This is a genomic window from Arachidicoccus terrestris, from assembly GCF_020042345.1.
Classification (GTDB): domain Bacteria; phylum Bacteroidota; class Bacteroidia; order Chitinophagales; family Chitinophagaceae; genus Arachidicoccus; species Arachidicoccus terrestris.
On record NZ_CP083387.1, the window covers coordinates 3,792,055 to 3,815,554 of the forward strand.

Sequence of the window (23,500 nt, forward strand, 5' to 3'; positions counted from 1 at the left end):
ATAAAAATAATAAAAGATCTTTTTATCTTTTATTATTTTTATTGAAGACCTGATGTTAACTTCCTGTTTTTTGTTAATATTATCTTATCGGAATCACTGCATTCTGATGAAAATCATAAAACCGCAGAAATTGCGTTATTATCTATAATATCTCGTTACTTTTGCAGGCCAAAATTTAAGGTATGGTAGATTTATCCAACTTTGATCCCAATAGCGTTGGGAACCCCGAAAACGGCCTTTTTGGTCTTCCTTTCAATAATGTGGAAGATTCAGGTCTTGTAATTTTGCCGGTGCCTTGGGAAGTGACGGTGAGTTATGGTTCAGGCGCAGCAAGAGCCATTGAACCCATTTTAAAAGCCAGCTTGCAGATTGACCTTTTTGACCCGGATTATGGTAATACGTGGCAAAAGGGCTTTTTTATGATGGATCTGGATAAGAAAATCCTGACTAAAAGCGATTATTTACGCAAGGAGGCAGAACTCTTTGTAGATTATATTTGCCATGGTGATGAAGTGGGGAAGAATAACTTCATGTGCAAAAGTATTCGCGATATCAATGAAGGTGGGATTTATTTAAATACCTGGGTTTACGAACGCGCTAAAAACCTGATAAGCAAAGGTAAACTGGTTGGGCTATTAGGTGGCGATCATAGCACCCCCTATGGCTATATAAAAGCATTGGCGGAGACTCATGAGTCATTTGGGATATTACAGATAGATGCACATTGTGATCTAAGAAGTGCCTATGAAGGTTTTACATATTCTCATGCATCGATCATGTACAATGTGTTGGAAGATATTCCGCAGGTCAATAAGCTGGTTCAGATCGGTATCCGTGATTTTTGTGAGCAGGAATGGGATTATATCCAGCAGCATCCGGACCGAGTAAAAACATTCTTTGATCGCCAGATTAAAGAAAGAATGTATGAAGGTGAGAGCTGGCAATCTTTGGTTGATGAGATTGTTGCTCAATTGCCCGATAAGGTGTATCTTTCTTTTGATATTGACGGATTAGACCCAAAACTTTGCCCCAATACAGGAACACCGGTCCAGGGAGGTTTTGAAGCTTGCCAGATCATCTATCTGATCAAAAAGATTGTGGCAAGCGGTCGCAGACTGATTGGCTTTGACCTGGTTGAAGTAGGGTCTAATAATGAAGTGGCAGATGCCAATGTTGGTGCCCGCATGTTATGGCATCTCTGTAATTGGCTCACTATTAGCAATAACAAATAACTATGGCCCAAAAAGAATACGATTATCTGGTAACACTGCGTAGAAATATTGACAGGCAGGTCAATACAGTTGCGGTTATTTTGTTGGTAATCAGTATTTGCATATTTCTTTATACTGGAGCCCGCCTGTTAGGGACGGCTTTCCAAAAGCATGCGATTATTTGTTATATAATTGCCGCTTTCAGTGGATTATGGCTTATCTTGAAGCAATTGGGAAAGGTCACTTACTACAGGTTGGCTTTTTTAGTCAGTGGCGCGGCGCTGTTTTTCCCTCCCTTTCAATTAAACTGGTTAGGTATCCTTTTTCTATTGATCGGACTTTTGGAAAAACAGGCAAAGTTTCCTCAGGAGGTCGGCTTTGACGCAGCCGGTATAACCACGAATGCGATTCCTAACAGATTTTACAGCTGGAAAGATGTAACCAATGTAGTGCTTAAGGGCGGTATTCTGACCATCGATTTTAAGTCGAATAAGCTTTACCAAAAAGAAGTGCAGAACAGTGTGTCCAGGGAACTAGAGCAGGAGTTTAATGCGTTCTGTCATAGCCAGATAGAAAAATCAGCTACAATTAATATTGATTCGGCTGATTAACTGTTTCCAGGCTTGCTTTTTTACCTTTTATTATCTTCCCTAGTTTATACAACCGCCATCAACTTGAGGGGCTCTGATTCTGAAAGCCTTGTTAATCGACATGCATTTGAAGCAAATACAGGGTTATATTCACGTAATTTCGTAATTTTGCACCCTTATTTATATATAATTTTATGCCCTTAACTTCATCTCCATTTCTGTTGTATTCAGATGGCGAAGGCAATATTTTTGAGGATAACTCTTTATATGCTATCGGTCGTTGTGGCTGGGACGCGTTACCCATTGAAACGGAGGACTGGATAGAGCTGCCTGATGGAGGTAATCTTTATGAATTGCCTGGTAGAAAAGGTATTGGCCTGGATGTAAAAACAGGAGCATTGCGCCTCTGTGATAAAGGCTGGGCAGTAGCGGCTTTTATTCCCCCAGCTTATACAGGGCTTTTTCTGTCTGCATATGAGACTACTGACCCCGAGGCTCCAAAATTGCCACTTTTCTGCTATACAGCTGCAGGGTGGCATAATGAAAAATTGTATGTCCCCGCAGTCCGTGTAGAGCAAGATATCCGACAGGAATGTGCCGGTTATAAGGACGACCTGGTTGCAGCTGGCGCCATTGATATGCTGAAAAATTACCCTAATAATAGATTGGTAAGACATCTGATGGATAATTGTTGCAATACATATCATTGTCCTGCAGCCCGCAATTTATCTTTGGGTAGGTGGGAGTGTCCGGTGCCGGTATCTCCGGCCTGTAATGCCAACTGTTTGGGCTGCATTTCTTTTCAGCCCGAAAGTGAATCTATTGTCTCCACTCAGGACAGACTTACATTTAAACCTTTGGCAGAGGAAATCGTTGAGTTTACAGTGCCCCATTTGCTGAGCGCTCCTTATCCCATTGTCAGCTTTGGGCAGGGGTGTGAAGGAGAACCGTTACTGATGTGGGAGACTATTAGAGAGTCAATCATTGAGATTCGCAAACATACTGATAAAGGAAGTATTAATATTAATACCAACGGCTCCAAGCCAGATGCTGTCAGGCAGCTCTGTGAAGTGGGGCTGAACAGCATCCGGGTTTCCATGAACTCAGCTCAGGAAAATGTGTACACGAAATATTATATGCCGAATAATTACACGTTTGAGAACATCGTACAGAGCCTTAAAGTTGTAAAAAGTTTTGGCGGCTGGACCAGCATTAATTATTTTGTTTTTCCCGGCATGACCGATACGGAAGCCGAGTATGAAGCCTTAAGAAAACTGATTCTGGAGACTGATTTGAATATGATCCAATGGCGCAATTTTAATATTGATCCTGATTGGTATTTGTCCCATCTGGGTGTAGTGGACAGCCCCGAAGTGATGGGTATAAGGCAGCTCATGGAGCAGATTCATGAGGAATTTCCCCAGCTTAGGTATGGGTACTATAACCCGCCGATCGAACGGATCAAAGGACACTATGAGCGGGACTTCGCGCATTAACTGTTTTAAAAATTGCTTTAATCGATTATGAACACTCAAAAATCTGTCGCTTTTCATACATTAGGTTGCAAACTCAATTATTCAGAGACCTCTACGCTTTCCAGAATGTTAGAGGCCGAGGGATTTGCCAAAAAAGAATTTGACGACCTGGCAGACGTGTATGTAATCAATACGTGTTCAGTTACCGATAACGCAGATAAGGAATGCCGGCAATTGGTCAGACGTATTGGTCGAAAAGCGCCAGAAAGCCTTGTGGTGATCACAGGTTGTTATGCGCAGCTTAAACCAAAAGAGATTGCTGATATTCCAGGTGTGGATCTGGTATTAGGAGCGGCTGAAAAATTCAACATTGCAGACCATCTCAAAGAGCTGACCAAAGGAGATTCAACTCGGATATCCAGTTGTGATATTGAAGATGTAAGCGGTTTTAACAGTGCTTATTCTTTAAATGATCGTACACGTACTTTCTTAAAGGTGCAAGACGGCTGCGATTATACTTGTTCATTCTGTACCATACCCAAAGCGCGTGGGAAAAGCCGCTCCAGTGATATTCAGAGTGTATTGGATAACATAAAAAGGATTGCCGATACCGGGAATGTGAAGGAAATTGTGTTAACGGGTGTGAACCTTGGGGATTTTGGCAAAGGGCCCGACGGACAAAAAAAATCTGAAGAGCATTTTTTTGACCTGATCCGTTCGATCGATGAACTGGAAGGGATAGATCGCTACCGGATTTCTTCTATTGAACCCAATTTGCTCACGCCCGATATTATTTCTTTTGTAGCTGGCAGCAGGCATTTTATGCCCCATTTTCATATCCCGTTACAAAGCGGATCTAATAAGATACTCAGGCTAATGCGCAGAAGATATCAGCGGGAACTATATGCAGAGAGAATTCAGGAGATTAAATGCTTAATGCCGCATTGTGGTATAGGAGCAGATGTAATCGTTGGGTTCCCCTCGGAGACTGATGCCGAATTTAAAGAAACCTTTGATTTTATCCATCAGCTTGATGTCAGTTATCTGCATGTATTTACTTATTCAGAGAGGCCTGGAACCGCAGCACTTGATATTAAGGGAGCTGTGCCTGTGCCTGTGCGTCATGAGCGAAATAAGGTACTCAGAAACCTGTCTTATAAAAAGATGCAATATTTCACACAGAGACAAAATGCCAATACAAGAACCGTTTTATTTGAAGACCATAATAAAAACGGCCTGATGGAAGGCTATACCGATAATTACATCAGAGTTACTACTTCTTTTAGAGAGGAATGGGCCGGTCAGTTGGTAGATTGGGTGATTTCCTAAAAAACAAAACATTCGATTGATCTTCTTAGATTTTTGTTAGGTGCATGGTAGTCATAATAAATTGCTAAGCATTGTTATTGCATTGTCATTAACAATCTGTACAAGATTGAATATAGAATCATTTAGATTGCGGAGATGCAATGCAAATTTTACATTTTGATTTATTTCTTTTTTGATTAAACTCTGATTAAAAGAGACATTTCCTGCATATTGACATGCAAATTTTGTATTGTCGTTTCTTCAAATTTTGGCAGCCAGCTGTAGAATGTTTCCCAAAATATAAATCAATATAGTGAGATAATTATAGCGCTGGGATAAATTGAATTTTTCAATTACTTTCACAAGTGTGCAGGTTTTGTTCATTCAAATTGTGTTCTACGTCAACACTTGCATCTATTTCTTCTACATCTATATTTGATTTGTTATGAAAAACTTCTATTGTAATTGTAAATCCTTTGGGCCACAGATCCATTGTTGTATTCTTATTGACAGGTTTCTGGAGCATTCCTACTGATCCTCGCAGAGGTTTTCGCAAAGGCAAGCTTTTTATAAAGTTGAGGGATGATTATGTCTATAAACGGCTCAAGACTTTAGAGCGAAGCACGCTTTTATTTCCCTGATTTAGTGTTTTTTCTACGCTTTTTTTCATCATTAAATTTAATAATTTATGAAACTAAACCAAGTATTCAAAAGTGGGATGCTACTGGTCTTTATCCTAGCCTCCTTCTGTGCGGTAGCACAGACACAAAAGGTGTCTGGTACCGTTGTTGATTCTTCAGGTAGCCCGATATCGGGCGTTTCTGTAAAGGTCGTTGGTTCCGGCGGTGGGACCCTTACATCTGCAGTTGGAGGTTTTTCTATACAAGCATCTCCCACGGACTCCTTAAAGTTTGATTACATTGGCTATGAATCCCAGGTTGTACTTGTAGGTTCCGGGAAAAATATTCATGTGACATTACATGCTGTTTCCAATCAGTTAGCAGATGTTACACTAGTCAGTGTAGGGTACGGCTCTTTGAATAAGACTGAAGTGTCTAGCGCTATTACACATTTGGATGCCAGTGACCTTTCGTCTGTTGCAGGTAATGGTGCATTGATGTCTATGCAAGGTAAAGTGTCCGGGTTAAATGTTACCAATACAGCTACCGGGGATCCAAACTCTACTCCCAATATTCAGCTACGGGGTGCATCATCTAGAAATGCGGGGCTCGGGCCTTTATATGTAATTAATGGTATTCCGGGAGGGAACATCGATAATTTGAACCAGAACGATATCCTTTCCATTGATGTGTTAAAAGGTGGAGCAGCTTCCGCCATTTATGGCACACGTGGGAGTAATGGAGTTATTGTGATCACAACGAAGAAAGGAAGTTCTGATTCCAGAGTTGTGTACAATGGATATCTTTCTTTGGATTTCCCGACAAATAAACTTCATGTTCTGAACCGGAATGAATTTATGGAGCATCAAAGAGGAACAGATTTTGGCGGTAATACGGATTGGCTGGAGGCTTTAACCAAATCACCGGCCGTTTCTCATAAACAAACCTTGCAGTTCTCGGGAGGCTCTTCTAATACCAATTATATTGGTACCGTAGATTATCGCAACGCCCATGGTATTGATTTAAGATCTTCTAAGGCAGAATATGGCGCAAGGGTTAATATCAATCATCGTTCTAAGAATGGTCTATATGAAATCAGCTTTAATGTGGCACCACGCTATGCAAAAACGAATCTCGCAGACCGGGAACTATTCGCTAAGGCACTTTCTCTAAATCCAACCTTATCGCCTTACAAAGAGGACGGAAATTATGCTTATATCAATAACGGAGGATTATTCCCTTTCAACCCCGTGGAAAAGTCAAACTTGGTAAAAGACCAACAAGAAATTAAGTACTTGGATATGAGCGGATCTTTTAAATTGAATATTGCACCGGGTCTGAATACGATTGTGACAGGTGGAGAAGTGAGTTCTTCTTTTAGAAACTACGACTTTGAACCATCCATTTTGACTACCCGGGATAAAGGAAATGGAGGTAACGGGCGCAATTATGCCAAACAAGCGTTAGAGGAGCATGATCAGAAAAGTTTTGAGTGGACCGGTAATTATAACGCCACCTTCGACAAACATAGCATTAAAGTGCTTGGAGGCTATTCTTATCAAGTGTTTACAAATTCCGGATTCGGCGCAAGTAACGAAGATTTTCCTTCAGACTTGTTAACATGGGATAACTTGGGAACGGGGCTATATGGACAGGAGGAAGGTGTTGATGGAACGAGTTCTTACAGAAATGAGTCAACGTTAATTGCGTTTTTTGGAAGAGTTAATTATAATTTTGACAAAAAGTATTATTTGTCTGCAAGTTTGAGGCATGAAGGGTCTTCTAAGTTTGGCGAAAATAATAAGTGGGGAAACTTTCCGGCGGTTTCGGCTGCATGGCGCTTGACTCAGGAACCTTTCATGAAAGGGATAGATTGGTTAAACGAATTGAAACTGCGAGTTGATTATGGCGAAACCGGTAATCAGGACTTCGACAGCTATAAATCTCTTCTGACGTATTCAGGCTATGGATTTTTTCTGTTTAACCAAAACAATTACCAGGTTATCGGACCTAGCCAAACACCAAATCCCTTTTTGGTTTGGGAGAAGGCACAGAACTTCAATTTGGGAGTAGACTTTGACATTAAGAATGGATTGTTATCCGGTAGCTTGAATTATTATGTTCGCAAGAACAAAGACCTTTTGGGTGATTATCCGATACCTGTACCACCTAATATTCAATCAAGTATTTATGCGAATGTCGGTACTATGAAAAATTCTGGCCTGGAATTGCAATTAGATGCACAGATTATCCGCCATAAAGACTTTACTTATACAGCTTCCTTTACTGGTGCTACAAATAGTAACGAATTTGTTGCCTTTTCTAACAGCTTATACGAGGCTTCTCCGTATTTAGATGTTGTTGGTATGCCCGCGCCCGGTTCTCCGGGCAATCTTCAAAGACTACAGGAAGGAAAGAGAATTGGCAGCTTTTATGGATTGAAGTCAGCCGGTGTTGATAGTACAGGAGCCTTGTTGGTGTATAATAAGGATGGGGAGATTATTCGTGGAGACAAGGCTAATAATGATGATAAGCAGTTTATAGGTAATGGCCTTCCTAAATTTACCGCCAGCCTGGGCAATAACTTCACTTACAAGAACTGGGATCTGGGCATTTTCCTTAGAGGAGCTTTTGGTTATAAATTGTTTAATACAAGTGCTTTTTATCTGGGAACACCCTCTACACAACAAGATGCGAATGTCTTAACATCAGCGTATGATGATAGCAAATATGCGAAATTGACTAACCCCGCGACTACTGCTATATTGTCGGATTACTTTTTGGAGTCGGGCAATTTTGTAAAATTGGATAATGTCACTTTAGGATATACGCATCAATTCGAAAATAAATATATCCGTCAGTTGAGGGCATATATTACGGGGAGAAACCTCAAGACCTTTACCAAGTTCACAGGCGGAGACCCTGAGTTGATCGAAACCAATGGTTTATATCCCGGTGTTACAAATAAACTGGATTATTATCCCTCGTCGCTCCAGTTAATCTTTGGCTTACAGGTTACGTTTTAATCACGGCTGAATGGCATTTATTGAACAGTTAAAACAAAAATTATGCAGTATAAATATTGGATAAAGTATACACTCTTTGGGACGTTGGCATTGATGCTGGGAGTGTACTCAAGTTGTACCAAATTGGATGAAAAGGTCTATGACCGAATTAAAGGAGAGGATTTTCCCAGCAATAAAAATGACGTGATCCGCAGCTTTTTACGCCCATTTGAGCATGCTTACTGGAGTATTCAGGGCGGTAGCACGTTTATGTTACAGGAAAATAGCTCTGATGAGCTAATGACGCCTAACAGACAAGGAGACTGGTTTGATGGTGCACAATATCAAAGGGTTCATTATCATACCTGGACACCAAATGATGGGTATACCAGCGACGCCTGGAATGCCTTCTACCAAGGTATCGCGCTTGCGACCAATTCTCTTGAAGTATTAAATAAAGTGGATCCGGTAGCAATGGGTATGGAGGAAAAGGATTTGAAAGACCTTAAAGCTGAGCTGCATACTTTACGGGCATGGTTTCATCTTCGGGCATTTGATTTTTACAGAAATATCATCATCGTAGATTCAATTGGTGACAACACAGGACCTATGACGCAATCTACACCTAAAGAAACTTTTAATTTTATAGAAAAGGAGCTACTGAATGCGATTCCCGATTTACCAACTGTAGAAGACTTGGGTATTAACAACGCGATTGGCAGGTGGACGAAAGCGGGAGCCGCGGCACTGTTGGTACGATTGTATTTGAATGCGAAGGTTTACATCGGTGAAGATAAGTATAGTGAATGTGCTAAAGTCTGCCAGGATATTTTAGATGGAAAATATGGGCATTATGAACTGGAAACGAGATGGGATGCACCTTTTGACTACACAAATACCACTTCGCCGGAGACAATTTATGGTTTTCCCGGCAGCTTAAATCAGACGCACTGGCAGTATGATGGGGGTATGTATTTTTGGTGTGTTACTTACCAGGCTCCCAGATATTTTGGATTTTCGGATTTTGGTGATGCGAATCCCAAGTTTGCCTTACAACCAGGTAGAGATGTTGATAGTGTCGAGTATTCATTTAAGTTAGGCAAACCTTTTGTGAAGTTTCAGAAATACAAGGATGACTACCGGCTGAAGGTCTATAAGAATTTAGGAGGTAGCAAGAGAGAAGGTATGTTCTTATATGGTTATTTACCATATATTAATAGTGATGGTGACCAGGATACCGTCCGAGGTAATAAAGGTCCCTATCCTTTGTTCATCAGGGACCAGGTAGGAATGTTTCTGGATGCAAAACCTGGAACAAAGATTGCCGATAAAGAATCTGACATGAATCATGCTGATCATAATTCCGGCGTATTCGCTGTTAAGTATCCTTTCTATCCAGACGGTGATGATCATAGAATTACATCTGCATATGCGGAGATCAGGTTAGCAGAAATCTACTACTCACTGGCTGAGTGCAAATACCGGGCTGGCGATAAGGCCGGAGCCGCTGTCTTATTAAATGCCGTTAGAAAGCGCAATTATCCTGAAGGCTCCAATAGTCTTTATAAAACGGATGGCAGCCAATTGACCGACCAGGAAATGCTGGATGAATGGGGACGTGAGTTTCTGGTTGAAGGCAGAAGAAGGACCGATATGATTCGCTGGGGTGTTTTTAATTCAGGAACATGGTGGGATAAAAAGCCTGATGCAGACGATCATACGGAAATTTTCCCCATCGGCATTAATGTCCTGAACGCTTCCGGATCATCACTAAAACAAAACCCAGGCTACTAAAGCGGCCAACCATAAAAAAGACCATTTATAAAGGAGCTCCTTGGCCTCGGCCTGCGGGGCTCTTTTGTTAAAGCTATTGCAGCAAGCGGCCTCCTAAATGAAGGAAATTTGCAGAAAAAAACTTATATTGTGTTTTGTTTTAACCTTTAAAGAAAAATATCATGGCAGTATTAAAAGTTATTGAAGTGATGGCTAGTTCACCTATTGGTTGGGAAGATGCCGCAGCTCAGGCAGTTGCGGAAGCCTCCAAAACACTAAAAGGTATCCGTTCCGTTTATGTGAAAGAGCAAAGTGCTGTTGTAACGGATAATAAGATTTCAGAATACAGGGTGAATCTGAAGATCTCATTTACGGTAGAGAACTAACAAGTGCATTTACTGACAAAATAAAAGCCTATTTGATTTTAAAGACAAATAGGCTTTTATTGTATTTCTGTATCCTAAGTAGTGTTATTTCCTAAGCTTTTTATAGGCGTTGATCAGGCCATTAGTAGAACTGTCATGCGCTGAAACGGATTCATCGCCTTTAAGCTCTGGCAGGATTTTCCCCGCGAGCTGCTTACCTAATTCAACACCCCACTGGTCAAAGCTGAAAATGTTCCAGATTACACCTTGGACAAAGATCTTATGTTCGTATAAGGCGATCAGGCTGCCTAAAGTTTCTGGGGTGATTTCTTTAACCAGAATGGAATTAGTGGGGCGATTGCCTTCAAAGACTTTAAATGGTGCGATTTTTTTGATCTCTTCTGCTGATTTTCCCTGAGTTTTTAATTCTTCTATGACGGTTTCCTCGGATTTCCCATTCATTAGGGCTTCCGTTTGAGCAAAGAAATTACTGAGGAGTTTAGGGTGATGGTCTCCCAGTGGATTGTGACTAATAGCAGGCGCAATAAAATCCGCCGGAATGATCACGGTCCCCTGATGAATCAATTGATAGAAGGCGTGCTGGCCATTAGTGCCGGGTTCGCCCCATATGACAGGGCCTGTACTATAGGACACCTCGTCCCCTTTTCTATCAACGCTTTTACCATTACTTTCCATATTGCCTTGCTGGAAATAGGCGCTGAATCGGTGCAGGTATTGATCATATGGTAAAATTGCTTCTGTCTGGGTGCCGAAAAAATTCGTATACCAAAGACCTATCAGCCCCATGATCACCGGAATATTTTCTTTAAACGGGGCTGTTTTAAAATGCTCATCTGTTTTGTATGCCCCTTTTAAGAGTTGTTCAAAATTGTTATAGCCAATACTTAACACAATGGAGAGTCCGATGGCACTCCACAAAGAGTAGCGGCCACCTACCCAGTCCCAGAATTCAAACATATTGGCGGGATCGATACCAAATTTTTTTACTTCGGTTTCATTGGTCGAAAGTGCCACGAAATGCTTGGCTACTGCTTTTTCATCGCCGGCGGATTGTAGGAACCATTCTCTGGCCGTATGGGCATTGGTCATGGTCTCTTGCGTAGTAAAAGTCTTAGAGGCGATTAAGAATAAGGTTTCCTCCGGGCTGATCTTTTTCAGGGTTTCAGCAATCTGTGTGCCATCTACATTGCTGACGAAATAAGGCTGAATGCCTTCAATCCAGTATGGTTTAAGCGCTTCCGTTACCATTACAGGGCCGAGGTCACTGCCACCGATACCAATATTGACAATGTATTTTATTTTTTTACCGCTATAGCCTGTCCATGCACCGCTATGAATTTTCTCTGCAAATGCCTTCATTTGATCCAATACGCGGTGAACGTCCCCCATTACATCTTTGCCGTCACTCAATACGGGCTGGCCGGAAAAATTTCGAAGTGCCGTATGTAAAACGGATCTGTTTTCCGTTTCATTGATCTTGTCTCCGGAAAACATGGATTCGATGGCTGACTTTAACTGACACTCATCCGCGAGAGCCATCAGGAGGCTAATCGTCTTATCGGTGATAATGTTCTTTGAATAGTCGAATAGAATATTGTTAAAATTTAGGGAGAACCTATCAAAACGACCCGCATCTTTGGCAAAAAGGTTTTTCATTTGCGTCTGACCCATTTCTTCCTGATAATGTTTTTTCAGCAAAATCCAAGCCTGTGTAGTCGTTGGGTTAATTTTCGGTAGCATGACAATGATTATATTTATTAGTTGATAGAATATGAATTAATGTTGACAAAAATACCCCCAAAATCTATAATTCCGGGCTTAAATTTATCATATAGTGTATAATGATAATATAGTATAAGATTTTAAATGCTGACTTGTCATTCCTTATGAGGTAAAATTTATCCACATTAGCCTGTCCAGTCAGCGGAATTGTCTCCATAAATTGCCTAAATGATTATCTTGCATCACATATGGATAATTTTGTAGTATCAGCCAGAAAATACCGTCCTCAGACTTTCGATACAGTTGTCGGTCAGGGACATATAACAACAACACTTAAAAATGCCATCAAAAACGGTCAGTTGGCACATGCGTTTTTGTTTTGCGGTCCGAGAGGCGTCGGAAAGACCACTTGTGCCCGTATTTTGGCCAAGACTATTAATTGCGAAAATCTCCAGTCTAGTGGAGAGGCATGTGACGTGTGCCCATCCTGTAAACGCTTTAATGAAGGTACCTCACTTAATATACACGAACTGGATGCGGCCAGCAATAACTCGGTAGATGATATCCGTGCTCTTGTAGAACAGGTGCGATTTGCACCTCAGGCCGGTAAATACAAAGTTTATATTGTGGATGAGGTTCACATGCTGAGTTCCAGTGCTTTCAACGCCTTTTTGAAGACTTTGGAAGAGCCTCCTTCTTATGCTATTTTCATTCTGGCAACAACAGAAAAACATAAGATTCTGCCCACCATCCTAAGTAGGTGTCAGATTTTTGATTTTAAGAGAATCACCAACCAGGATACAGTTGGGCATCTGCAAGATATTGCCACCAAGGAACATATTGACACGGAGAAGGCTGCGCTTCAGCTGATTGCTCAAAAAAGTGACGGTTGTATGCGTGACTCCCTGAGCATTCTGGATAAAATAGTCAGTTTTACCAATGGAGAAGTGACCTATCAGAACACACTGGAACATCTCAATATACTGGATGATGAATATTATTTTCAACTATTAGACAGTCTGGTCATCCAGGATATGGCAGGCGCATTACTGCTCTATGATCAGATTAATAAAAAAGGGTTTGAGGGAGATCTTGTTCTTAACGGATTTGCTGGTTTTATCAGGAACCTATTGGTATGTCAGCAACCTAAAGCATTGAGTTTACTGGATGTCGTCGAGGCACTGCAGCCGAAATACCAGGAAATGGCCTCAAAGGTAGCTCCTTCCTTTTTGATCAGTGCTCTTAATATACTCAATCAGGCAGAGGTTGAATATAAAATGGCCCGTAACAAAAGACTCCATGTAGAGATGGCGCTGATTAAACTTAATTTCCTGCAACAAGCCATTGAGTTGGCTGTGGAAGACCAAGGGAAGGTCGTAAAAAAAAAGCAGATTGATGGCCCTATAGCTTATAGGGAACGAGTAATCGCAGGCTTTGGAGCCGGCACAAAAAAAGCGGCCGCATCGGTTGAAATTGCAAAACCCACCGCTCAAAAAAGTTCCCCGGATAACGGGTCTTCATTACACATAGAACCGCCGTTACGGCCCAGGCCTGCCGCACCTGAAAAAATAACGACTACTCCCGACACACGAACAGAAGCTGACATACGGCGCCAGGATCAGGTAATGGCGCCAACAGAACCAAGACCCCTTGAACACAAGTTAGAAGGCAGTACCGGCAATACCCTTACCAGGCCCTCCAAAAAGAACTTGCTGGATGCTATTAAGGCGAAAGTTGGAAGAGAATATGAGGTTAAGGAGGTTGAAAATCCAGAACCGTTAACAATGGAAAAACTCCAACCTCTTTGGGATGAATTTGCGGACAGTCTGTTGGCTCAAGGTAAACATTCTGCGTCTAATACTTTTAATGCAGCGATACTAACCATTCAATCTGATGAACTCTTCCAGATCGAAGTACAGGCGGTGACGCAGAAAAAGATCATTGAACATGAAAAAATGATACTTCTCGATTATCTGCAGAAGCATTTTAAAAATCGGTTGCTGACGTTTACACTTTATGTGCCACCAAGTGCAATGGAGGTAAAGTTGCCCCCCAGCAGCAGAGAACGCTTTGATGCTATGGTGCAGAAAAACGGGGCATTGCTGGCGCTCAAAAATCAGTTAAAACTTAATTTAGATTATTAAAAAACAAACGGGATCCCCGTTTATTATTTACTTTAACGTTCATCTTATATGGATTATCTACAGGCCGTTATTCTTGGAATTATTGAAGGGTTGACCGAATTCTTACCAGTTTCATCTACCGGGCATTTAATCATTGGCAGCGCTTTATTGGGAATCGATCCGGGAGATCAGTTTGTACAGCTTTTTAATGTTGCGATTCAGTTGGGGACCATATTATCAGTAGTGGTATTGTATTTTAAACGCTTTTTTAAATCTCTGGATTTTTATTATAAATTGTTTGTAGCCTTTATTCCCGCTGTTGTTTTGGGACTCCTATTTAATGAACAGATTGAAAGGTTCCTCGGTAATGTGACCATTGTCGCTGTTTGTTTACTACTGGGTGGTATTTTCTTACTGTTTATTGAAAAGCTCTTTAAGCATCCTAAACTGGATGATGCGGATCAAGTACCGTATAGAAGCGCATTTAAGGTCGGTATCTGGCAATGCCTGGCGATGATACCAGGCGTCAGCAGAAGTGCCGCTAGCATCATTGGCGGAATGCAACAAAAGATGACGAAGAAAGCTGCGGCAGAATTTTCCTTCTTTTTAGCGGTGCCAACGATGTTTGGAGCTACTGCTAAAAAGCTTTATGACTTTTACAAAGCCGGCTTTGAGGTGAGTGCGCATCAATGGGGGTTGCTGGGCGTGGGGAACCTTGTTGGGTTTATTGTTGCCATTATTGCGATTAAGTCCTTTATCGGATTTGTAACCAGACACGGTTTTAAGGCGTTTGGGATCTATCGTATTATTGTTGGATTGGTAATTCTGGTTCTGATTTTTTCCGGCCATAGCCTGCAGATGGTATAAAAAATGAACGCATGGAAGTAACTGCACCTTCGAAGAAAGTGGTCCGGGGCTGGGCCATGTACGACTGGGCCAATAGCGCCTATAATTTAGTAATTACTTCCACGATTTTTCCCGTGTATTATGATGCGTTAACCGCTGTTAAAGACGTGAATGGAACAGTCATCAGTCGTCAGATTGATTTTTTGGGCTGGCATGTAGAGAGTGGAGCGCTATATAATTATGTGATTGCTGCCGCCTATCTGGTAATTGCCTTTTTATCACCCGTTCTTTCGTCTATTGCGGACGGCCGGGGGAATAAGAAAAGGTTTCTTCAGTTTTTTTGTTATCTAGGCGCTTTAGCCTGTTGCCTTTTATATTTTTTTACTAGGGAACGTTTGGTACTCGGGCTGGGGGCGTGTATCATAGCCGCGATCGGCTATTGCGGATCTCTGGTGTTTTATAATGCCTATCTACCAGAGATTGCGCCGATAGAATTGCAGGATAAAGTCAGTGCCAGGGGCTTTGCCTACGGATATGTTGGTAGTGTATTGCTGCAGATTGTCTGTTTTGCACTAGTGCTCATCAAACCGTTCGGGATATCTGACGGATTGGCAGCGCGGCTTTCCTTTTTACTGGTGGGCCTTTGGTGGTTGGGTTTTGCGCAAATTACTTTTAAGGCTTTGCCGGGTAAAAATCCAGCTGCCGGTAAAAATGTTACCCTATGGAATAACGGACTCCGGGAATTGAAAAAAGTGCTTTCGGAGGTCAGGAAGATGCCTGTGCTCAAGCGTTATCTCATCGCGTTTTTCTTTTACAGCATGGGCGTGCAAACGGTGATGCTGGCCGCCACTTTATTTGGTCGACAGGAGCTCGGTTTGAAAGCCACACAATTGATCGGCTGCATACTGGTCATACAACTGGTTGCGATAGGTGGGGCGCAGATGATGGCTTGGCTGTCCGGTAGGTTTGGCAACATAAAGGTCTTGTCATTTGTTGTGTTGGTCTGGATATTTATATGCGTCATGGCTTATTTTATCCAGACCGCAATGGGGTATTATGTTGTTGCCACACTGGTAGGCATTGTCATGGGAGGGATACAGGCACTCAGCCGATCTACTTATTCGAAATTGATGCCTGCCACCAATGATACTGCTTCATATTTTAGCCTTTATGATGTTACTGAAAAGGTTGCTATTGTATTGGGAACCTTTAGCTTCGGACTTATCCAACAGCTTACCGGTAGTATGCGGTATTCGACGTTGGCTCTGGCCATATTTTTTCTCATTGGATTGGTAGCATTAGGGACACTTAGAAAAGCATACCCTTACAAAGATTAGCGCTGCAAACAAATGATTACTTTTCTTTGTTTCGCTAAAATGGCTTAAATTGTCATAGCTATTCATTACCATCATTTGAGACACTGGTAACGGAAAAGCTGCATTTATCACTGCAAAATCATTTTTCTAAATGGCGCATAAAGCACAATATGGTATTGATGCACCCGGTGTGATTCGTAATCTAATTGTTATCGGGATTATTCTTTACGTGTTAGCGATATTTGTACTACCAAGATTCGATGCTGGAACCTGGATTTTGTATGTAGACGGAGCCATGGTTTATACCGGCATTTTCCTCATTATTGAGGCGTTACTGATGATCTGGTATAGTAAATATGGTAAATTGAAACATCGGGACAGGATGCTGGCGCTTTATTCTTTTTCGGGTCATGAACAGGTATTGGATGTGGGGGCGGGCAGAGGGCTTTTGGCAATAGGTGCTGCTAAAAGACTTTCGGACGGGAAAGTAACAGCCATAGACATCTGGCGTCGACAGGATTTGGCTGAAAATACCAGAGATGCTCTGTTGACAAATGCCCGCCTCGAAGGCGTTGTTGATAAGTTGGTGGTGATAGATGGTGATATCGTTAAAACTGATTTCCCGGACAGGCATTTCGACCTCATAATTAGCAATCTCTGTTTGCATAATATAGCTTCTCATGAACAACGCCAGAAAGCCTGCCAGGAGATTGCAAGAGTGCTAAAGCCAGATGGTGTCGCTATTATATCTGACTTTAAATATACAGCTGCCTATAGCAAAAACTTTCATGATCTGGGATACCGGGTTGAGAAGGTGGGGACTTATATCTTCAGTACTTTTCCCGCATTAACTGTGATAAAAGTTTCCTGGCCTGATTAACTTGCGGATTAGAGGATCGGATAATTATGCTGTTCGACTATTGGTGCTCAATCATGTGATGGAACCACACTTCCGTTGGGTCATCCGGATCTGCGTTATAATTTATCGAAAGCTCTTCACCTTTAGCAATGGGCCTAACCGTTTTAATGGTGATGGTTTTGTCGTCAAAATCCATCTCATAGACACAATTCGAATTATAACTATGATTGTAGACGGATACGTAACCCAGTGCAACAGCTGCTTTCTTACGAGATTTTCCCCACTCAAAAATGTAATTGAATAGTTCTGTTTTTTCAATATGCTTGCGATCTTTAGCGGATAATACGACAACCGGCGAAATCTCGATTATCTGATCTTTTGCAATGGTCTCAGAGGTAAAGACTCCTCTGCCTTTATTGCCACTATGGGCAATCGTGAGATAGGGCATGATCATGTTTGCTGTAATAATTTATGTGCAAGTAAAATTACAGCTTAAATTGTCAAAATGCAATTAATTTTGACCCTGCGTCAAAAGTGAAGCAATTTTGTCCAGATCATTTTTTCGGTCAAGTTCTCGTGTTGACAAATAACATTTCCCAACTTCAGTTGCCATGTTGCTGATGATCTTCTGATGGGTCAGGGGCTTAAAGTAAATATCTTTTTTAGGAATATGATACTGGTCAAAATATTTATCTAAATCATATTGGCTGAACAGTTTTCCGTTGGTTGCATCAATATAAAAGAGGATCTGTGCCTGAAATGGCTGGTTGACTGGAGCTTCTATGAACCCTCGTTGAAAACAGGCCAATATATGCTGGTCGGGCACGGCGATTAACTGAATGGGGATTTCCAGCGCTTCACATAAATGCTGATACAGGATGCCTGTGGAAAGGGCATTACCTTTCTTCTTTTCCAATATAGAGTGCAGACAGAAATGCTCTAAATGCTGATAATTATTGCGTTCACTCTGAATTTTCTGAAATTGGAATAAGATCTTGGAAACCAGCTTAGCTGTTTCCAAGGACGTTAAAAAGTTATTGGTCTCCAGCCAGATATCCCGTTTAAGCAGGCTAACATTTTGCCTTAGGCAGTCCAGCGAAAGGTTGGGATAAGAATAGCTGGCGATCAGATGACTGCCCGTTAGCAGGTCATGCGTACTTTCTGCATTCCATAACTGAATTTCACTGATCAGGCTGTCAAAATGTACCTGTCGGATAATCTCATTGATGCGATGTTGTGTCTTGTCATCTTCAGTTACCTCACAGAGATCCTCCAGGCAGGGAATGACCTCTCTGCCATAAGTCACTATTCTCTTAGAGATCAGGTGAAATATTTCTTCATCCGGATCATCTATTAATGTAAATAAGGCGCTAAGCTCTGCGTTTAAATGCATGCTGTTTGTGAAAATGATTAGGACAAAACAAAGCAAAAAATTGCTTAATTAAAAACAAATTAATCCACCGGTGTTAATAATTGTATAAGCTTAAACGCAAACGTCATTGTTTAAAAAAAAACGTATCTTTGCAGTAGTTCTTTGAGTCCGTATAGATTACATTTTTTATATGTTATGGGGCTGTATTTGGTTTTGACAGCGCTAGTAGCGGTAAGTGTAAGCATGCAGCGCGTTGTGTAATTAGCGCTTAAATCTGAATACTCAACATTCAAATGGCAACAGACAGTTTGCTATGGCTGCCTAATTAGTTAATTAGACACCCATTTGGGCCGCGTTGAACAGGTTGTCCTGTTACCAGGTTCCGCCGCCGACTCAAAATCAAATACAGGATGCTGCTCCCTTAGGCTGTGCAGGGGGCAAAAGATTTATTCAGCTAAGGAATAGGTTGGTTGGCTCTTTTCCTGCCTTTTCCCGACAAGTAATAAAGAGCTAAGCATGTAGAAAGCTTATGGTAGCGGCGTTTGGACAGGAGTTCGACTCTCCTCAGCTCCACAAAAAAGACATCTTGAAAAGGATGTCTTTTTTTGTTAGGAGGGAGAGGATCCTCGGGTTCGATCCGAAGGAGGCTCAGCGTTGACGTGCGGCTGAGGCCATCACACCGGGGAAGTGCAGGGGGCAAGGAAGAAGAACGCGATAATATGGCGGTAATGAGCTATACCTCCATAGTTTTTTTGTAAATTTCCTCCAGAAAATTAGTTGGCAACAAAATAATGTAACTATTTTCAGAAGAGTTGACGTTAAAGTCAGAAAGTGATATAGGTGAATTATTCTTTACTTTACTTGTAAAGGCAGATATGAAAAGGAAAACGTTATACAAATATTTGAGCAAAAGAAGGTTCGTACACATTGGGATGAGGAACAAGAACTTTGGTATATTTCGGTTATTGATGTAATTGAGGTATTAACAGGAACGGACCGACCTCGGAAGTATTGGAATGACCTAAAAGCAAGCCCAAAAAAAGAAGGGGGTGAACTGTCCGAAAAAATCGGACAGTTGAAAATGATCGCACCTGACGGTAAAATGAGATCAACTGATGTCGCCGACACGGAACAGATATTCAGATTGATCCAGTCAATTCCCTCACCTAAAGCAGAACCTTTTAAAGTTTGGTTGGCACAATTAGCCAATGAACGTTTGGACGAGATGCAGGATCCAGAAATAACCATCGACAGAGCCACTGATATTCTTTAACATCTGCGTAAGGTGGCAAAAAGAATAAAATTCAAAACGACATTATTCAGAGTGTGTCGCAAATGACCTTGAAAAACAGGCGCTCTGATCATTCAACTTAATTGAATGATCAGAGCGCCTGTTTTTTTGTTTATATCTATTTTAATTTCGAATCCTTAAACAGCATCCTTAAGATCAATGACAGAAGCAATCTGCCGCTGATTTAAAACGACTTTTCCGACAACTATTATCGCAGGATTGGACAATCCTTTTATTCTGGCCAGATCAGCAATATTGTTTACCTGACCCGTTATTATTTTTTGACGTGGCGTGCAGCCTTCTTGTATAATGGCCACTGGTGTACTTTGTTTTCCGTGTCGGATAAAGATTTCCATGATTTCATGCAGGTGATTCATTGCCATTAATAATACTATGGTAGCAGTTGATTGCGCTGCTAAATACAGATCATTAGCGAATTGCCCGCTCCGGGTAGTTCCGGTAATAACCCAGAAACTCTGACTGACGCCTCTGGATGTGAGTGGTATCATCGCTGCAGCTGGTACTGCCAGGGCACTGGAAATACCTTGTATCACCTCTATATTCATACCTGCGGATTTTGCTGCCTCGATTTCTTCTGTTGCTCTTCCGAATACAAAAGCGTCTCCACCTTTTAGGCGAATAATGTGCTTATAGTGATTGGACGAACGAATGATGATTTCGCAAATTTCCTGTTGCGAATAGGAGTGCTGTCCAGCTCTTTTGCCTACATATTGTTTGACACATGAAGAATTGCAATAATGTAATAAGGACGGATCGACTAATGCGTCATATAACACGAGGTCAGCTGTTTTTAAGGCGTTTATTCCCCTAAGTGTAATTAGATCAGGTGCCCCTGGTCCCGCACCAAGTAATGTCAAAGTAGAATGTTGCATGATTTATATAAATTATAAAAAATTAAATGTATTTAAAAAATCTACTTTATCGGTAAAAATAAAATTATATTTATAAATTTACACCAAAATTATAGATATATAGTTCAAATTTTGATAAAGTTTATAAAAATATAATATATTGAAATAAATTTAATATAATTTATGAAAAAAATAATTGTCATTGGGAACGGCATGGTGGGTTATAAGTTTTGTGAAAAACTAGTAGCTAAAGCAGTAAAAGGGAGTTATCATATGACTGTTTTTGGGGAAGAGTCTCGCCCAGCATATGACAGAGTGCATTTGACCTCCTATATTAACGGCACCTCTGCAGCGGAGTTAACGCTCGCGTCTGAAGCATGGTATGAGAGCCATGGAATTGATCTCCATTTAGGAGATCCTGCCCGCAAGATAGACCGGACTGCTAAAACAGTTGTCACCGAAAAAGGACTGGAGTTGACATATGATATTCTGGTTATGGCAACGGGTTCAGCGGCTATGGTGCCACCCATTCATGGTGTGGAGAAAACAGGCGTTTTTGTATACCGAACCATAGATGATCTGGATAAGATCGTGGGTTATGCTGCGGGTGTTAAAAAAGCAGCTGTCCTGGGCGGCGGGTTATTAGGATTGGAAGCCGCCAAGGCAATGGTAGATATCGGGATTGAAAAGACTTATGTGATAGAATTTGCACCGAAATTGATGCCTCGTCAACTGGATGATACCGGAGGGGCTGTACTTCGTAGTAAATTATCTGCTTTAGGGCTGAGAGTGCATACCAGAAAGCATACTTATCAGGTATTGGGTAAGGACAGGATTACGGGTATTCAATTTGTGGATGAAAGCGAGCTTTCTGTGGATATGTTGGTCATTTCTACGGGAATCAACGCCAGAGATGAACTAGCAAGGGACGCAGGTCTACCGACCGGCACCCGAGGAGGTATTGTTGTGGATGATACAATGCGCACTGAAGATCCTGCTATTTATGCGATTGGAGAATGCGCTGCTCATGGTGGTATGATCTATGGATTAGTGGCGCCCGGGTATGATATGGCTGAAGTGGCCGTCACGCATATTATTATGCATCATTTAGATGGCGAAAAAAAGCAAAGACTTTTTACAGGCTTTGACATGAGTACAAAGCTAAAATTGATCGGTGTGGATGTGGCTAGTTTTGGTGATCCGTTTTTAACGGCTGACAAAGCACAGCATGTGATCTATGAAGATAAAGTCAATGGTATTTATAAACGGCTGAATATTTCTCTAGACGGAAAGTATCTGTTGGGAGGTGTTATGGTGGGAGAAGCTTCTCAGTATAACAACTTATTACAGTATTATAAAAATAATATGCTACTGCCCAATGCGCTTGAAAGCCTGGTGTTTTCAGAACAGAAAGGAGATAAACCGGCGGGCATGGGCTTAGAGGGATTACCCGACGGGGCCTTAATCTGTAGCTGTGAAGGCGTCACTAAAGCGGATATTTGCCAGGCTGTAAATGATGGGCATGAATCTGTAGATGAGATAAAAAAATGTACGAAGGCGGGCACCGGTTGCGGAGGTTGTGTTCCAATGCTGAAAGATCTGGCAGCCATTACATTAAAAGCACAGGGAAAGGCGATTCACATGGAAATCTGTGAACATTTTACATATACCCGCCAGCAGCTCTATGATCTGATTAAACTGGAACATTTGCGTGCATATGACGAAGTGTTGGAAAAACATGGTAAAGGCGATGGCTGCGAGGTCTGTAAGCCTGTTGTCAGTTCGCTGATTGCCAGTATTTCAAATGAAATGATCCTGCGCCAGAACAATGACACCGCTCAGGACAGCAATGACCGCTTTTTAGCCAATATTCAGAAAGGAGGATCTTATTCTGTTGTACCGCGGATCCCCGGCGGAGAGATCACTCCTGATAAATTACTGACTATTGGGACTGTAGCCAAAAAATACAATCTATATACGAAAATCACGGGCGGACAACGCATTGATATGTTTGGTGCCCATCTGAGTGATTTACCGCTTATCTGGAAAGAGTTGATTGATGCGGGGTTTGAGAGCGGACATGCTTATGGAAAATCGCTTAGAACAGTGAAGAGTTGCGTCGGCAGTACCTGGTGCCGCTTCGGGTTGCATGATAGCGTAAGCTTTGCAATCAAGATCGAAAACCGGTATAAAGGACTTAGGACTCCTCATAAGATCAAGTCTGCGGTGTCAGGGTGCATTCGGGAATGTGCGGAAGCTCAGAGCAAGGATTTCGGCATTATTGCAACAGAGAAGGGATGGAATTTATATGTATGTGGTAACGGTGGCAGTAAGCCGCAACATGCCTTGCTATTAGCACAGGACCTGGATAGCGACACCTGTATTCGTTATATAGACCGTTTTTTGATGTATTATATTAAAACTGCGGACCCATTGACCCGGACTGCCACATGGCTGAATAAACTGGAAGGAGGGATTGATTATCTGCGCAAAGTAGTGGTTGAAGATTGTCTTGGAAAAGGGCTTGAGTGGGAAGCTGAAATGCAGGCTATTCTGGAACACTACGAATGTGAATGGAAAGCCGCAATAGAGGATCCTGTAATCCGCAAACGCTTCTCTCATTTTGTCAATGCACCTGAAGAGAGAGATCCAACGATTGAGTTTGTTGCCATGCGTGATCAAAAAAGAGTCGCGGAGTGGCAGTAGTTTTTTAATCTTTTAAACTAAATAA

Annotated in this window: 17 protein-coding genes and 1 other RNA gene; 14 read left to right on the top strand and 4 right to left on the bottom strand. The window is 41.7% G+C overall.

Translation table 11 applies throughout. The annotated features are described in order from the left end of the window. The first annotated feature begins 182 nt into the window (after positions 1-182). The 7 genes from K9M52_RS14790 to K9M52_RS14820 all read left to right on the top strand — a co-directional run bounded on the left by K9M52_RS14790 (position 183) and on the right by K9M52_RS14820 (position 10,368). Positions 183-1,232: an agmatinase family protein gene (locus K9M52_RS14790; RefSeq protein WP_224069207.1), complete on the top strand. Its 1,050-nt coding sequence runs from the start codon at positions 183-185 to the stop codon at positions 1,230-1,232. A 2-nt stretch (positions 1,233-1,234) separates the two neighbouring features. Next, the gene (locus tag K9M52_RS14795; RefSeq protein ID WP_224069208.1) at positions 1,235-1,822 is read left to right on the top strand and encodes a hypothetical protein; all 588 of its coding nucleotides are present in this window, start codon (positions 1,235-1,237) and stop codon (positions 1,820-1,822) included. 173 nt (positions 1,823-1,995) lie between these two features. Then, positions 1,996-3,297 (top strand): radical SAM protein, encoded by a 1,302-nt coding sequence (locus K9M52_RS14800; RefSeq protein ID WP_224069209.1) that lies wholly within the window; start codon positions 1,996-1,998, stop codon positions 3,295-3,297. A gap of 27 nt (positions 3,298-3,324) precedes the next feature. Next, the gene (gene mtaB, locus K9M52_RS14805; protein WP_224069210.1) at positions 3,325-4,605 is read left to right on the top strand and encodes a tRNA (N(6)-L-threonylcarbamoyladenosine(37)-C(2))-methylthiotransferase MtaB; all 1,281 of its coding nucleotides are present in this window, start codon (positions 3,325-3,327) and stop codon (positions 4,603-4,605) included. Positions 4,606-5,272: 667 nt separating this feature from the next. Beyond that, a complete protein-coding gene (locus tag K9M52_RS14810) occupies positions 5,273-8,230 on the top strand; it encodes a SusC/RagA family TonB-linked outer membrane protein (RefSeq protein ID WP_224069211.1) in 2,958 nt (985 codons plus the stop codon). A gap of 42 nt (positions 8,231-8,272) precedes the next feature. Continuing rightward, entirely contained in the window at positions 8,273-10,003 is a 1,731-nt protein-coding gene (locus tag K9M52_RS14815; RefSeq protein ID WP_224069212.1) for a RagB/SusD family nutrient uptake outer membrane protein, read from the top strand. Between the two features lie 161 nt (positions 10,004-10,164). After that, positions 10,165-10,368, top strand: coding sequence for a dodecin family protein (locus K9M52_RS14820; RefSeq protein ID WP_224069213.1), 204 nt, complete (start codon positions 10,165-10,167; stop codon positions 10,366-10,368). 84 nt (positions 10,369-10,452) lie between these two features. Here K9M52_RS14820 and pgi read toward each other — a convergent pair whose 3' ends face one another. After that, on the bottom strand, positions 10,453-12,108 hold the full coding sequence (gene pgi / locus K9M52_RS14825; RefSeq protein WP_224069214.1) for a glucose-6-phosphate isomerase: 1,656 nt from the start codon (positions 12,106-12,108) through the stop codon (positions 10,453-10,455). A gap of 230 nt (positions 12,109-12,338) precedes the next feature. Between pgi and K9M52_RS14830 the strand changes: the two genes are divergently transcribed. The 4 genes from K9M52_RS14830 (at position 12,339) to K9M52_RS14845 (ending at position 17,255) form a co-directional block, all read left to right on the top strand. Further along, positions 12,339-14,234 carry a DNA polymerase III subunit gamma/tau gene (locus K9M52_RS14830; RefSeq protein ID WP_224069215.1) on the top strand — a complete coding sequence of 632 codons (1,896 nt, stop codon included), beginning with the start codon at positions 12,339-12,341 and terminating at the stop codon, positions 14,232-14,234. 48 nt (positions 14,235-14,282) lie between these two features. Beyond that, complete coding sequence (locus K9M52_RS14835; protein WP_224069216.1) at positions 14,283-15,080, top strand: undecaprenyl-diphosphate phosphatase; 798 nt, start codon at positions 14,283-14,285, stop codon at positions 15,078-15,080. Between the two features lie 11 nt (positions 15,081-15,091). Beyond that, entirely contained in the window at positions 15,092-16,396 is a 1,305-nt protein-coding gene (locus K9M52_RS14840) for an MFS transporter (RefSeq protein ID WP_224069217.1), read from the top strand. Between the two features lie 130 nt (positions 16,397-16,526). Then, entirely contained in the window at positions 16,527-17,255 is a 729-nt protein-coding gene (locus K9M52_RS14845) for a class I SAM-dependent methyltransferase (RefSeq protein ID WP_224069218.1), read from the top strand. Positions 17,256-17,292: 37 nt separating this feature from the next. Here the strand turns inward: K9M52_RS14845 and K9M52_RS14850 are convergent, their stop codons facing one another. Further along, positions 17,293-17,688, bottom strand: a complete 396-nt coding sequence (locus K9M52_RS14850; protein WP_224069219.1) for an SET domain-containing protein — start codon at positions 17,686-17,688, stop codon at positions 17,293-17,295. Between the two features lie 57 nt (positions 17,689-17,745). Next, positions 17,746-18,627: a transglutaminase-like domain-containing protein gene (locus tag K9M52_RS14855; RefSeq protein WP_224069220.1), complete on the bottom strand. Its 882-nt coding sequence runs from the start codon at positions 18,625-18,627 to the stop codon at positions 17,746-17,748. A 176-nt stretch (positions 18,628-18,803) separates the two neighbouring features. Between K9M52_RS14855 and ssrA the strand changes: the two genes are divergently transcribed. Both ssrA and K9M52_RS14865 read left to right on the top strand, forming a co-directional pair. After that, positions 18,804-19,182, top strand: a transfer-messenger RNA (tmRNA) gene (ssrA, locus tag K9M52_RS14860). 322 nt (positions 19,183-19,504) lie between these two features. Further along, positions 19,505-19,879, top strand: coding sequence for a BRO-N domain-containing protein (locus K9M52_RS14865; protein WP_224071871.1), 375 nt, complete (start codon positions 19,505-19,507; stop codon positions 19,877-19,879). A 155-nt stretch (positions 19,880-20,034) separates the two neighbouring features. Here the strand turns inward: K9M52_RS14865 and cobA are convergent, their stop codons facing one another. Then, positions 20,035-20,790, bottom strand: a complete 756-nt coding sequence (gene cobA, locus K9M52_RS14870; protein WP_224069221.1) for a uroporphyrinogen-III C-methyltransferase — start codon at positions 20,788-20,790, stop codon at positions 20,035-20,037. Positions 20,791-20,952: 162 nt separating this feature from the next. Here cobA and nirB point away from each other — a divergent pair, with 162 nt between their 5' ends. After that, positions 20,953-23,475 carry a nitrite reductase large subunit NirB gene (nirB, locus tag K9M52_RS14875; protein ID WP_224069222.1) on the top strand — a complete coding sequence of 841 codons (2,523 nt, stop codon included), beginning with the start codon at positions 20,953-20,955 and terminating at the stop codon, positions 23,473-23,475. The last annotated feature ends 25 nt before the right edge of the window (positions 23,476-23,500 follow it).